9 protein-coding genes, 1 rRNA gene and 1 pseudogene are annotated in these 13,471 nt (G+C 64.7%); 5 read left to right on the top strand and 6 right to left on the bottom strand.

Annotation, left to right across the window (positions count from 1 at the left end; genetic code table 11):
- Positions 1-27: 27 nt before the first annotated feature.
- Positions 28-945: a LysR family transcriptional regulator gene (locus ACZI8Q_RS10785; protein ID WP_463373525.1), complete on the bottom strand. Its 918-nt coding sequence runs from the start codon at positions 943-945 to the stop codon at positions 28-30.
- 78 nt (positions 946-1,023) lie between these two features.
- Here ACZI8Q_RS10785 and ACZI8Q_RS10780 point away from each other — a divergent pair, with 78 nt between their 5' ends.
- A complete protein-coding gene (locus tag ACZI8Q_RS10780; protein WP_463373524.1) occupies positions 1,024-2,283 on the top strand; it encodes an MFS transporter in 1,260 nt (419 codons plus the stop codon).
- A 57-nt stretch (positions 2,284-2,340) separates the two neighbouring features.
- Here ACZI8Q_RS10780 and ACZI8Q_RS10775 read toward each other — a convergent pair.
- Positions 2,341-3,106 (bottom strand): annotated as a pseudogene (locus ACZI8Q_RS10775) (hypothetical protein).
- Between the two features lie 254 nt (positions 3,107-3,360).
- Between ACZI8Q_RS10775 and ACZI8Q_RS10770 the strand changes: the two are divergent.
- The 4 genes from ACZI8Q_RS10770 to ACZI8Q_RS10755 all read left to right on the top strand — a co-directional run bounded on the left by ACZI8Q_RS10770 (position 3,361) and on the right by ACZI8Q_RS10755 (position 9,623).
- Positions 3,361-3,918: a flavin reductase family protein gene (locus tag ACZI8Q_RS10770; RefSeq protein WP_463373523.1), complete on the top strand. Its 558-nt coding sequence runs from the start codon at positions 3,361-3,363 to the stop codon at positions 3,916-3,918.
- 161 nt (positions 3,919-4,079) lie between these two features.
- Positions 4,080-7,988, top strand: a complete 3,909-nt coding sequence (locus ACZI8Q_RS10765; protein WP_463373522.1) for a Pls/PosA family non-ribosomal peptide synthetase — start codon at positions 4,080-4,082, stop codon at positions 7,986-7,988.
- The gene (locus ACZI8Q_RS10760) at positions 7,973-9,292 is read left to right on the top strand and encodes a M1 family metallopeptidase (RefSeq protein WP_463373521.1); all 1,320 of its coding nucleotides are present in this window, start codon (positions 7,973-7,975) and stop codon (positions 9,290-9,292) included. The genes ACZI8Q_RS10765 and ACZI8Q_RS10760 overlap by 16 nt, the downstream gene beginning before the upstream one ends.
- 82 nt (positions 9,293-9,374) lie before the next feature.
- Positions 9,375-9,623, top strand: coding sequence for a hypothetical protein (locus ACZI8Q_RS10755; protein ID WP_463373520.1), 249 nt, complete (start codon positions 9,375-9,377; stop codon positions 9,621-9,623).
- Between the two features lie 30 nt (positions 9,624-9,653).
- On the opposite strand, the gene ACZI8Q_RS10750 is transcribed toward ACZI8Q_RS10755, so the two are convergent.
- The 4 genes from ACZI8Q_RS10750 to rrf all read right to left on the bottom strand — a co-directional run bounded on the left by ACZI8Q_RS10750 (position 9,654) and on the right by rrf (position 13,245).
- A complete protein-coding gene (locus tag ACZI8Q_RS10750; RefSeq protein ID WP_463373519.1) occupies positions 9,654-10,919 on the bottom strand; it encodes an MFS transporter in 1,266 nt (421 codons plus the stop codon).
- Positions 10,916-11,563 (bottom strand): GntR family transcriptional regulator, encoded by a 648-nt coding sequence (locus tag ACZI8Q_RS10745; RefSeq protein ID WP_463373518.1) that lies wholly within the window; start codon positions 11,561-11,563, stop codon positions 10,916-10,918. The genes ACZI8Q_RS10750 and ACZI8Q_RS10745 overlap by 4 nt, the downstream gene beginning before the upstream one ends.
- A gap of 72 nt (positions 11,564-11,635) precedes the next feature.
- Positions 11,636-12,991, bottom strand: a complete 1,356-nt coding sequence (gene mgtE / locus ACZI8Q_RS10740) for a magnesium transporter (protein ID WP_463373517.1) — start codon at positions 12,989-12,991, stop codon at positions 11,636-11,638.
- 137 nt (positions 12,992-13,128) lie between these two features.
- Positions 13,129-13,245 (bottom strand): 5S ribosomal RNA (rrf, locus tag ACZI8Q_RS10735).
- Positions 13,246-13,471 lie beyond the last annotated feature (226 nt).

Below are 13,471 nucleotides of genomic sequence, written 5' to 3'. Positions count from 1 at the left end.
TCGACTCGTCGACCGGCACCTCGAGTGTCAGTACGGCAACGGACCGACGAGCGCCGCACTGTCAGCATGGGATTCGAGCATCAGGGACCGTAGCGCCCGGGCGGCGGCGCTCAATGGGCGCCGCCGCAGTGTTGCCACCGACACGACCATGTCGGGCAGTTCATGGTCGAGGGGCACCACCTGCACGTGCGGGAGGGGGTCCGCTATGAACTCGGGTAGAAATGCCACCCCGAGTCCGTTGTCCACGAGGTCGCCGGCGCTGGCGACATCCATGGTTTCGAACGCGATCTGACGATCCACGCCGGCCACCTGGAACGCGGCGTCGGTGATCCGGCGGGGGCCGAAGCCCTCGGGCAGGTCGACGAACTGTTCGCAGCTGAGCTCTTCGAGACTTTCCACCGGACCGGCGGCGGCGAGCCGATGGCCGGACGGCACCGTCAGTCGCATCGGCGAGCGGCTCATCGGGATCATCTCCAATCCTGGGGCATCGTCGAGGTGCACGACCAGGGCCAGGTCGAGTTCGCCGCTGCGCAGCATGCCGACCAGGCCGGCCGTGCCATGTTCGGCGGCCCGCAGGCGCACCGCCACCCGGCCGTGTCGCCGCCTGAAGGCCCCCAGCAGTCCGGGTACGTCGACCAGCGCCACCGAGGTCATATAACCCAGGGCGACTTCTCCGGTCACAACCCCGGATGTCGCGTCGACCGCATCACGTGCCGCACGTACGGCATCGAGTACGCGACGCGCCTCGGGCAACAGCGCCTCCCCAGCAGGCGTGAGGCGAATCCGCCGCAGCGTGCGATCGAACAAGGGTGCACCGACTTCACGTTCGAGCGACCGGATCGTCGCGGACACGGCGGACTGCACTGTGTGCAGTTCGGACGCCGCGCGGGTGAAGCTCATCGCCGACGCGACCGCGACGAACGTCTGCAACTGACGAACATCCACAAACCCATCGTAAACACAGATGGAGCGCATCACTGATAATCGTTGGACGTGATGCGAATGCGGGCGCACCGTAGACATATGAGCCGGACACAGCAGACCATGATCCCACCGGAAAGCACCGACACGGCGCAGGCCCACGGGGGTCGCCGCGCGATCAGTCACGGGGCCGGTGTCTGGGCGGTCGCCGCGTCGTTCCTGATCGCGACGAGCTTCACCGTCGTGACCACACCCCTGTGGTCGATCTACCAGGAGCGTGACCAGTTCAGCACCTTCATGGTCACCGTCGCGTTCGCCAGCTACGCCGTCGGCGTGCTGGTCAGTCTGTTTCTGGCCGGACATGTCAGCGACTGGATGGGGCGGCGCACGATCATGCTGCCGGCCGTACTCCTCGAGGCACTCGCCGCAGTGGGGTTCATCTTCTGGAACGACCTGCCTGGACTGATCGTCGCCCGGTTCGTGACCGGGCTCGGGCTCGGCATGTTCACTGCCACGGCGACCGCACACATCTCCGAGTTGTACCGCCGAGCCCACGCCGGCCGTGGCGGGGCCCGGGCGGATATCGTCGCCACCGCGGCAAACATAGGCGGGTTCGGGGTCGGAGTATTCGTCACCAGTGCGCTCGTCCAGTTCCTCCCTGCACCGGTCACGACGCCGTTCGTGGTCTTCCTGATACTGCTGCTGCTGGCCGCCCTGGCAATCGCACTCACTCCCGAGACCGTGACCCCACCGACCGAGCGGCGGCGATATCGGCCGCAGCGCGTGCAGATCCCCGCCGCGGCACGTACCCACTACTTCGCGGCAGCGGCTCTCGCGTTCGCCGGATTCGCCGTACTCGGGCTGTTCACCTCCCTTGCCCCCTCGTTCATCTCCGACCAACTCCACTACAGCGCGCCCATGGTCGGTGGCACTGTCGTCCTGGTCACCTTCACCTCCGCGGCGGGACTGCAGATCGGCATCCGACAGCTGTCCTCGACGGCCGCAGTACTCACCGGGGTCGCATGTTATGTCGCCGGTTTCGCAGCAATCATCGCGGCAGTGACCACGGTCTCCCTGGTGTTGTTCCTGATCGGCGGGGTTCTGGCCGGCGGCGCTGCGGGCGTCCTGTTCTCCACTGCGATCAGCGCCGCCGGGCAGGCTGCCGCCCCGGACAATCGCGGCGAAGCGCTTGCCGGGATCTTTCTGAGCGCCTACGCCGGCCTGGCTGTCCCCGTGGTCGGGCTCGGTGCCGCCACCCTGATGTTGAGCATGAGAGCATCGCTGATCGCGTTCGCGGCGGCCGTCGTCGCCATCGCGGCCATCGGCGCGGCAGTATTCCTCGCGCAGGTGTCGCAGGATTGAGAGCAAGGCGACGACAGGTCCGCGTAGCACTTCCCATCGGTGGTTGCCGGTGCGGGATTACCGGATGGAGCCCGCGCCCGGGATCAACGGCAGATCAAGGGGCGTCACCCAGCCTGCGGGCAGGTCATTGACGGCCGGAACTGCATTGAGTGCCCGCATACCGGTGGCCAGACACCCTGCGACTGCAGGCGAGCGGCCACTACCGTCGGTGAACCGGAACGACGTCTCCTGACTGATCGACGGAGAGCCTACGATGTCGACCCGATACACATCGTCGATACTGCCTGCCGGCCAATCCAGCGCGGCATCGTGCCCGATCCGATTGATGTGCTCGAGTGTGATCACCTCACGGCCACGGTGGATCCCGTTGATCGTGAACCGGATCGCGGCCACGTTTCCCGCCGCGATGACCCCCTTGGCCGTCGTTCGGTCGTTGGGCGTGACCCATTTGTCCCAGGTCGTGGTGATCTCGTCGAGTTCGATCCCGGCGGCGTGCGCGATCATCGGCACAGTCCCGCCCCAGGCCATGATCAAGATCTCCGGGCTCTCGAGAATCGCGGTGAAGTCGGGGGACCGGCCGATCCCCATTTCATCTTCGTAGTCGCCTTCGTAGTCGGTGTAATCAAGCAGCTCACTGGCTCTCACACTGGTTACCTCTGCGCACAGGCCCATCAGTGTCATCGGGAAGAGATCGTTGGCAGCGAATCCCAATCGGCCCGATCCCGCATACCTCGCCCGCGTCCCGGCCGGCTTTGTTCGAATCATGGACCCCGGCCCCGACCAGTTCGAACATCGGATGCATGACGATCTCCCTGATCATCATGCTCCCGACGACACCGGTACCCCAGACCACGACTCGCTTCGTCACACCGTCTCCTGAACTCGTTCCAGTCGGACAACGAAGAACCAAGGTAACGGTGATCCCAGCGACGCGCATTGGGAATGCCTCGCATACCAGCCTTCGACCTGAAGCGAGCTCGATGTGGAACGAAAGCGTGTTCCCTTATAGTGGGGAGCACGTCTGAACCCGAGCCCACCAGCGTGAACCTGGAGAACAGGGCGAACCTGGAGATTTCGTTGGCCGACACAGTGAAGAATCTTTCCGAGTACCGCAGCGGCGAGCCCCCGAGGAGCACCGGTATCAGTGCCGCCGAGTACAAGACCGCCCTGGGCCGACACCCGGCCGGCGTCACGGTCGTCACTCTGGACGCGGGGTCCGGACCGGTCGGCTTCACCGCCACATCGTTCGCGTCGCTCTCCCTCGACCCGCCGCTGGTGTCGCTGAACATCGCGAACACGTCGTCGAGCATCGGTGCCGTTCGTTCCGCGGAAACGTTGGTGATTCATCTCCTCGGTGAGCATCAGCAGCATCTTGCGCAACGCTTCGCCCGCAGCGCGGATCAGCGATTTGCCGACGAATCGCTGTGGACCCGTCTGGACACCGGCGAACCCGTCCTGCACGGCACTCCCAGCTGGCTTCGTGTGCAGATCGACCAGCGGATCCACGTCGGCGACCACACGCTCGTCATCGGTCTGGTCACCCGGGTACACAGCGACACGGACGACGAAACGCGGGCCGCACCCCTCCTCTACCATGCCGGTCGGTACTACCGGCCGACGCCGATAACCCCATGACATCCGCCCCTCCCCGACCAATGTCACCGCGGCTGAACTCACGCGAACCGGTGTGACATTCGTCGGGGGCGGGCGCGGGGTGTCCTGTTCACCAACTGTCCACCTGGGCGTGAGATAACGAGCGGAACGCAACACCGGTACGCAGCAGAAGGATTCTCGGGTTGACCATCCAATCGCAATCTCGCTCGGACGACCCGGATTCGACCCCTTCGCCCGGTGTCCCCGACATATTCCTGCGAGCGGGTCACGCACCCCCGCCGCGAACGCTCCTGGATATTCTCGGCGCCACCGCAACCGCCCATCCCGATGCGCACGCCATCGACGACGGCACGACCACCCTCACGTACGAAGAACTGATGACGGCGGTCACCGAAGGGGCCGATCGGCTCTCTTCCGCAGGTGTGGGCGCCGGTGACCGTGTCGGTATCCGGATGCCGTCCGGTTCGCGCTCGTTGTACGTTGCGATCCTTTCCACACTGGCTGCCGGTGCGGCCTACGTACCGGTGGACGCCGACGATCCCGACGAACGTGCGGAACTGGTCTTCGGAGAAGCACAGGTCGCGGTGATCATCACGGGTGACGGCGTGCGTCCGGGAACAGCACCCGAACGCGGCGACACCCCACCGGCACGGCTCCCCACACCGGGCGACGACGCGTGGATCATCTTCACCTCCGGGTCCACCGGCACCCCGAAAGGTGTCGCCGTCTCCCATCGGAACGCGGCCGCGTTCGTGGACGCCGAGGCCCGCATGTTCTTGCAGTCCGACCCGATCCACCCCGGTGACCGTGTCCTGGCCGGCCTGTCCGTGGCATTCGACGCGTCGTGCGAAGAGATGTGGTTGGCCTGGCGCCACGGGGCATGTCTGGTGCCGGCCCCGCGCTCGCTGGTTCGCAGCGGCATGGATCTGGGTCCATGGCTGGTGTCGCGTGACATCAGCATCGTGTCGACCGTGCCGACGTTGGCCTCGCTGTGGCCCGCGGAAGCCCTCGAATCGGTCCGTCTCCTGATCTTCGGCGGCGAAGCGTGTCCACAGGAACTTGCCGAGCGGTTGGCCGTCGAGGGGCGCGAACTGTGGAACACCTATGGGCCGACCGAGGCCACCGTCGTCGCATGCGGCGCTCAAATGGACGGCAAGAGCCCGGTCAGTATCGGAATGCCTTTGGACGGCTGGGATCTCGCGGTGGTCGACACGCAGGACCGGCCCGTCCCGGTCGGCGAGGTCGGCGAACTGGTGATCGGCGGCGTCGGACTCGCCCGGTATCTCGACCCGGCCAAGGACGCCGAAAAGTACGCGCCCATGCCCACTCTGGGCTGGGACCGTGCGTACCGCAGTGGCGACCTCGTCCGCCTGGACCTGGACGGTTTGTTGTTCCAGGGGCGCGCGGACGATCAGGTGAAGCTCGGTGGGCGACGTATCGAGCTCGGCGAAGTCGACAACGCGCTGCAGAACCTTCCCGGCGTGAGCGGCGCCGCGGCCGCGGTACGCAAGACGGGTGCCGGCCACCAGATTCTGGTCGGCTACCTGGCCAGCACCAACCCCGATTTCGATCTGAAAGCCGCGCACAACGCACTCGCCGAGCAGTTGCCTGCCGCACTCGTACCGCGTCTGGCACTGCTCGACGAACTCCCCACCCGCACCTCGGGCAAGGTGGACCGAAACGCCTTGCCGTGGCCTCTTCCGGGCACGGGAGAGGACGCCGCGGAAGCCCTGGGCCTGGGCGGCACTGCCGCATGGGTCGCAGGTTTGTGGACATCCATCCTCGGCGCCCAGATGAGCGGGATCGACGACGACTTCTTCGAACTCGGTGGAGGTTCGCTCTCGGCGGCACAACTGGTGACAGCGCTTCGCGAGCACTACCCCGAGGTCACCGTCGCCCAACTCTACGACCATCCCCGACTAGGGTCTCTCGCAGAGTTTCTCGACGAGTTGGACCCGGTAACGGTAGTGCAGCAACGCGATGTCACGCCGACGCCCCGGCGAAGTCAGATCATTCAGATCGCAGCCACCGTTCCCCTCACCACGCTCACCGGATTGCAGTGGGTCACGTGGCTCGCCCTCGCCAACAACGTTTTCGCCTGGTTCGCCGACGTGCCGTGGGCACCGACCGCCTCGTGGTGGTGGGTGCTGATCGCCTTCGTCGTGTTCATCACCCCGCTGGGCCGCATGACAACCTCCGTGATCGGCTCACGCCTACTGCTTCGGGGACTGAAACCCGGCACCTACGCCCGCGGCGGCAGCGAGCACCTCCGCCTCTGGGCGGCAGTTCGCCTCACCGAGGCCAGTGGCGCGTCGAATCTTTCGGGTGCGCCGTGGATGTTGTATTACGCCAGAGCACTCGGCGCAAAGGTCGGAAGCGGCGTCGACCTGCACACCTTGCCGCCGGTAACGGGAATGCTCGACCTGCGAGACGGGTGTTCGGTGGAACCGGAAGTGGACCTGTCCGGGCACTGGATCGATGGAGACGTCGTCCATATCGGCGCGATCAAGATCGGCGAGGGAGCCACCGTCGGAGCACGGTCGACTCTGTTGCCGGGCGCCCGCATCGGCCGAGGCGCCGTTGTCGAACCGGGCTCTGCCGTGTTCGGCCGGGTCAAGGCAGGACAACGCTGGGGCGGTTCGCCCGCAGTCAAGGCGGGCAAGGCCAATCATCCATGGCCCCGGGAGCATCCGAGGCGAGCGCCGTATTGGGTTCCGATATTCGGGGCGACGTCGATGGTGTTGGCGGGTCTGCCGATTGTCGCGCTGATCGCGGGGATCGCGCTCATCGGTTGGGGCGTGCACGGCGCGACCACGATCGGCGAAGCCGTTCTCCGCTCGCTCATGTTCCTGCCTCTGGCAACACTTCTGAGCCTCGGTGTCTTCGCTGCCATGACAGTGGTGGCGGTGCGTGTGCTCTCCATCGGACTGCGCGAGGGCTATCACCCGGTCCGCAGCCGTATCGGCTGGCAGGTCTGGGCCACCGAACGCCTCATGGACTCGGCCCGAACGTTCCTTTTCCCGCTCTACGCCAGCCTCCTGACACCGGGCTGGTTGCGCCTTCTCGGCGCCAAGATCGGCAGCGACGTGGAGGCGTCGACCGTTCTGTTGCTACCGAAGTACACCACGGTTGCCGACGGCGCTTTCCTCGCCGACGACACGATGATCGCCAGCTACGAACTCGGTGGCGGGTGGCTCCACATCGAACATGCGAAGGTCGGCAAGCGCGCGTTCCTGGGGAACTCGGGGATGACCGGGCCGGGGAGACGCGTCCCCAAGAACGGCCTCGTCGCAGTGCTGTCCGCGACCCCGTCCAAAGCGAAGTCCGGTTCGTCCTGGCTGGGCAGTCCACCTGTTCGCTTGCGTCGCGCCGCGAACGCGGGCGACACGAAGCGCACGTTCGCGCCCCCCTTCCGATTGAAGGTGGCCCGGGCCATCGTCGAGACGTGCCGCCTGATTCCGGTGATGATCACGTTCGGTATCGGTCTCGGTGTGCTCTTCGCACTCGAAGCGGTGGCCACCTCCGCCGGTTACGGGTTGGCAGCACTCCTGAGTGGTGTCGTACTTCTGGTCGCGGGAGCGGTCGCCGGCGCGATTTCGGTTGCCGCCAAGTGGTTGGTCGTCGGCCGTATCGGCACGGTCGAGCACCCCTTGTGGAGTTCGTTCGTGTGGCGAAACGAGGTGTCCGATGCCTTCGTCGAAACGGTGGCCGCCCCCTGGTTCGCGCGCGCAGCAACCGGCACAGCGGTTCTGAATGTGTGGCTGCGGGGCCTCGGCGCGACGATCGGCAAGGGTGTGTGGTGTGAAACGTACTGGCTCCCCGAGGCCGATCTGGTGACGCTCGGCGACGGAGCAACCGTGGAACGGGGGTGCGTCGTGCAGACACACCTGTTCCATGATCGGATCATGTCCATGGACACCGTCATGTTGGGAGCCGGGGCCACCCTCGGACCTCATTGTGTTGCCTTGCCCGCCTCCGGAATCGGAGCCGGTGCGACGGTGGGACCTGCGTCGCTGGTGATGCGAGGTGACACCGTGCCCCCGTCCACCCGCTGGCAGGGCAACCCGATTGCACCGTGGGGGACGAAGTGAAGCCGGGCAAGTCCCCCGTCGACCCATACCTTCCACAGAGCGGCAACCACGGCTACCGCGTATCGCGCTACGAACTGGACCTCGAATACCGCGTCAACAGCAATCGGTTGGCGGGCAAGGCAACGATCACCGCCGTCGCCACAGAAGAACGCCCGAAGTACTCACTCGATCTTGCCCAGAATCTGAAGGTCGCCAAGGTCACGGTGAACAAGTCGCGGAACGTGAAATGGTCCCATCACGGCGCCAAACTCGTCGTCACTCCCGGCAACCGGATTCCGGCCGGTGGAGCCTTCGTCGTAACCATCCAGTACAGCGGCACCCCGAAGCCGATTCGCAGCCAATGGGGTGAGGTGGGCTGGGAGGAACTCACCGAGGGCGCACTCGTCGCCGGCCAGCCGAACGGTGCCCCGTCGTGGTTTCCATGCGACGACCATCCGAGTTCGAAAGCCAGCTACCGCATCGAGATCACAACGGACTCGCCGTACTACGCCGTCGCCAACGGCACACTGCTACGCAAGCAGACCCGTGCCAGCCAGACCACCTGGTGCTACGAGCAGGCCGAGCCGATGTCCACCTACCTGGCCACGATCCAGATCGGTCCGTACGAGCACCGCCGCATCGGAACGGGCTCGGTGCCGATATATGCCGTGCATCCGTCGCAACTGCGGTCTGCTTTCGACATCGACTTCGGGCGGCAATCGGCGATGATGGAGCTGTTCGTCGACCTGTTCGGCCCGTACCCGTTTCCGCACTACAGCGTTGTGGTGACCGCAGACGAACTCGAAATCCCCCTCGAAGCACAGGGACTGTCCATCTTCGGCGCAAATCATTGCACCGGCAATCGGCCTGCCGAACGGTTGGTGGCTCACGAACTCGCGCACCAGTGGTTCGGCAACAGCCTCACACTCGGGCAGTGGCGCGACATCTGGCTGCACGAGGGGTTCGCGTGCTACGCAGAGTGGCTCTGGTCCGAGCATTCCGGAGGGGAATCGGCACAGCAACTCGCCGAAGAGGCCCACCGCGGCCTGCAGCGGAAGCCACAGGACCTGATCGTCGCCGATCCGGGCCCGGCGCTGATGTTCGACGACCGCATCTACAAGCGCGGGGCCCTGACACTGCACGCTCTCCGCGGCCGTCTGGGAGACGCGACGTTCTTCACCCTGCTCCGCACGTGGGCGTCGGATCACCGTCATTCCACCGTGACGTCCGATCAGTTCACCGACCTCGCGGGCCGCTACACCGACGAATCACTGCACTCCCTGTGGGATGCCTGGTTGGAAGACGAAGCGCTGCCGCAGATCTGATCACACACGGACACGGCAGGTAATCCTGCGCGAGCCTCCGACGATATAGCCGGAGCAGGTACCGCATACTTCGGAGGACGTCATGGACCGGACTTCAGTCCGCACCCTCACCAGGTGGATCACACCAGGGGCAGCCGCCCTGACCATTGCCATCACCGCACCCGCACTCGCTTCGGCCGAGCCGGCACACGCGTCACCGGTCACCGCGCCGTATTGCGAGACGCTGCCGATGATCATGATCTATCCGCCGCCGCCGACGACAGTTCAGTGCCACACCCCGTTCGGCGACTTCACCTTCACGTTGCCACCGGGCACTATCTGGCCGTTCTAGTCGTCCAGACCGGCGCTGATCGCCCTCGACCTAGTCGAGGCTGGGCAGGTGCGCGCGCCATTTGACGACCACCAGGGCCAGGCACGCGAGAGCCGCGAAGGCGCCGAATACGAACATCGCCGTGTACGTGACCGTCGGGAACGTCTCGGACAGCACCGCCATCACTGCAGGGGCCGCGAAACCCAGGTAGGTGAGCGAGTAGAACACCGCGGTCAATCCGGCGAGGTCGTCCGGGCCGGCAATACGCTGGATTTCTTGCAGTCCGGACACGAGCGCCATGCCGTACCCGAACCCGAGGATTACGGAAGCGCCGATCGCAAGCGGAATGGTCAGGTTGTGTGCAAGCACCGCAGCAGCCGCCATCCCCAACGCCACGAACAGCAGTGCAACGACGACTGCGCGTGAATTGGCCGGGGTGTCGATCTTGCGGCCGAGTGACTGAATGAGGAAGCCCGATCCGAGCCCGACCACACACAGCAAGGCCGAGAACGCCACCGGAACACCTGCACTGTTCTCGGACATCAGCGCCGGAATCACCGCATACGCGGCGGCCGCGGTGCCGAACACCCAGGGCGCCAACGGGACGATCACGTACAAGAAGCGGCGATGGCCGGCCGAAGGGATCTTCAAGTCGTCCCACAGCCGTCCGCGTTCGCCCGCCGGCTGTGCACTGCGGGTCTCCGGCGCATTCCACAATGCGATCCCGGCGGCCACGGACAACCCGATGTGCACGAGGTAGGCAGAAGAATCAGGCAGTGGCCCCCACTGGGCCAATCCACCGGCCACGCCGGCGCCGAGTCCGAAACCTGCGGTCAGACTCATCGCCGCTCGCCGTGCACCCGCACCGTCGACTGCGGTGCTATCCCACGGAGCCGAGGACAGCTCCTTCACCCAACTGCCACCGACGGCCATACCCAGTCCCAGCGCAATCCCGCACAGGATGCGGCCGACTCCGAGCAGAAGCGCAGAGTCCGCACCAGCGGCAAGGAACAGCGAACCGACGATCCCGATGGCCGGCGCGGGCAGCAGGATCGGACGCCGGCCGAGACGATCCGACAGCGGTCCACCCAGAAGCAAAGCCGGGACGATTCCGAATACGTACGCAAACAGAAGGGTATCGACCACGACCGAGGAGAACCCGTGGTCGAGGCGATACATCACCAGCAATGGAGTGAATTGGTTTCCGCCCCACGCGACCGTGAACATCGTCAGTGCCACCAGCATCCACGACCTCGTCGACGCGGAGTGGGGCGACGACATCGCGGTGACCGGCGGAGCGTCACGCAACTGAGTCATCGCACGTCCCCTTTCGGTTCGAGGCCGTGCACTTGCCGCATGTGCGTCAGAACTGCCACACCGAAGCGATCCGCGTCCCCTGCTGCTACCAGTTCTGCCAACTTGCGGTGGTCATCCATGATTTTGGGCAGCTGACCGGGGTCACGGACGATGGAGTGCGCGGTCATCCGGCGCTGACGCTCGCGAAGCGAGGCATAGAAGGTGTCGAGGAGTGGGTTTCCCCCGGCCTTCACGATGGCGCGATGAAAGTCTGCGTCTGCCTTACTGAACGCCGCCACGTCGCCGCACTCGGCGATCGATTGTTGTTCGTCGAGGTTCGCCCGCAGGTCCGCGGCCAAGTCCTTCAGCACCGAGGGGCGAGAAGCAGCCGAACGCACGCTCTGGGTCTCCACCATCTGACGGGCGTCCACGATATGTTCGGCCTCCCCGTCGGCAACCGGGACGATCAGTGCGCCTCGCTTCGGATACAGCCGCATCCACCCCTCCGCCTCGAGCCGCAGAAACGCCTCGCGAACCGGGGTGCGGCTGAGCTCCATACGTTTGGCGATCTCGCCTTCACTGATCAGCTCGGCGCCGGGCAGCTCACCGGAGAGGATCGACTCCTTGACCTCTCGATACACCTGCTCCGCGGCAGAATACGACATAGACACAAGATGTATTTATACGCGTTGATAACGACCTGCGCAAGGCGCGGGTTGGCAATTCGAACCTTCGAATCAGAGACCGAGGACAGCGTTGGCGATGAGAAAGTACAGAACCAGCCCAGTGGCGTCGACGAATGTAGTGATGAACGGGTTGGAGAACACTGCCGGGTCAGTCCGCAGCATTCGCGCAACGAGCGGCATGATTCCGCCCACCGTGGCCGCCATCGAACAAACAGCAAGCAGAGTCAGACCGACAACGAAGCCGATGTCACGGTCGTAGACGACGCCGGCAATGGCAAAAGCTATCGATCCGAGCAGCGCACCCAGCAGAACTCCCACACGTAACTCCCGCAGCAGCACCCTGCCGACATCACGGGATCCGACCTCGCCCAACGCCAACGCGCGCGTGACGGTAGTGGCCGCCTGGTTGCCGGTATTGCCGCCCGTACCGATCAGCAGGGGAACGAACAGCGCCAGGGTGACGACACTGTCCAGTGTCGACTCGAATACCTCCAACACTTGAACTGTCAGCGTTGCGCCGATCGCCAGAACCAGCAACCACACCACTCGGGATCGAACAATTCGTCCGATCGGAGTCGTCAGATAAGGCTGACGGAGCGGTTCTGCACCACTGATGCGGGCCTGATCTTCACTCTCGGCGTCTTCGAGTATCCGCAACGCGTCGTCGACTGTCAGCAGCCCTACCAGCCTGATTTCCGCGTCGACGATCGGAAGTGCCAACTGCTTCAACTGTGCACAGTGCCTGGCCGCTTCCTCAGCGCCGTCGGTAGCGTACGCCCACCACGGCTGTTCCATGATGTCGGCAACACTGGTCTGCGGGTCGGCCAGCAGCAGATTCCGCAGGTGTAGAACACCCACGATGACCCGATCGGCTGTCACCGGAACGACGTACACCGTTTCGGCATCCTCGAGATCGCGGGTCACTCGGGCAATGGCGTCTGCGGCCGACATCTCTGGGTGAGCGGTTACGAACTCCGGGCTCATCCGACGTCCGATCGCACCTGCCGGGTATCCGAGAATCGCAGCGGTCAGTTGCCGCTCCTTGTCCGGTAGTCCGCGCATGAGCTCGCCGGCGACCTTGGCAGGTAGCTCGTCGAGAAGTTCGACTCGATCATCCGGGTCGAGTTCACCGAAGAGGGTAGCGACATCCTCGTCTCGGAGCGCTTCGACCAGATCGCGTTGCAGGATCACCGGAAGATCCTCGAACACCGCCAATGCCCGATCTTTGGAGAGAACCCGATAGAGGACGGCTCGTTGTGTTCGGTCCAGTCGTTCCATGACGGATACGACATCCGTAGGCATGAGAGGAGCCACAGCGTGGCTGAGCGCCGTCAAGTCGTTGTCGGCAAGCGCGCGATCGATGCGGCGGCTGCGGGTACCGTCCTCGGTAGTTTCGTCACGGCTCACGTCCACACCCTAGGACAATCATCACCTGTGCGCCGCGGTGTAGTAGCAGGCTGTGGGTCCATCAGGCACTATTTCACTCCCTGATCCGGAAATGCCTGAAGCCCCCCAACATTGTTGGGGGGCTTCAGGTAACGGATGTTCGGCGGTGTCCTACTCTCCCACACCCTGTCGAGTGCAGTACCATCGGCGCAGACAGGCTTAGCTTCCGGGTTCGGAATGGGACCGGGCGTTTCCCTGTCGCTATGGCCGCCGTAACTCTGTGAAACTATCGACATCACTCACGCTTTTCGAGTGATCTCGATAGTTTCACAGCCCCCCCTTTCTCTTCAAAAGGGTTGCAGTGTTCACTCCGAAATCACTCGCGTGAGCGAGCGTGCTGTTTCAGATACTGCACAGTGGACGCGTAGCTTCTTTGTGGTAAGTCCTCGGCCTATTAGTACCAGTCACCTGCATACATTGCTGTACTTCCAGTTCTGGCCT

It is taken from the genome of Rhodococcus quanlei, assembly GCF_055231015.1.
This window is presented reverse-complemented; position numbering and strand designations above follow the sequence as displayed.

Coding starts and splice junctions, on each gene's coding strand:
- ACZI8Q_RS10780 (WP_463373524.1), top strand. CDS start 1,024: ATGAGCCGGACACAGCAGACCATGATCCCACCGGAAAGCACCGACACG.
- ACZI8Q_RS10755 (WP_463373520.1), top strand. CDS start 9,375: ATGGACCGGACTTCAGTCCGCACCCTCACCAGGTGGATCACACCAGGG.
- ACZI8Q_RS10750 (WP_463373519.1), bottom strand. CDS start 10,919: ATGACTCAGTTGCGTGACGCTCCGCCGGTCACCGCGATGTCGTCGCCC.
- ACZI8Q_RS10745 (WP_463373518.1), bottom strand. CDS start 11,563: ATGTCGTATTCTGCCGCGGAGCAGGTGTATCGAGAGGTCAAGGAGTCG.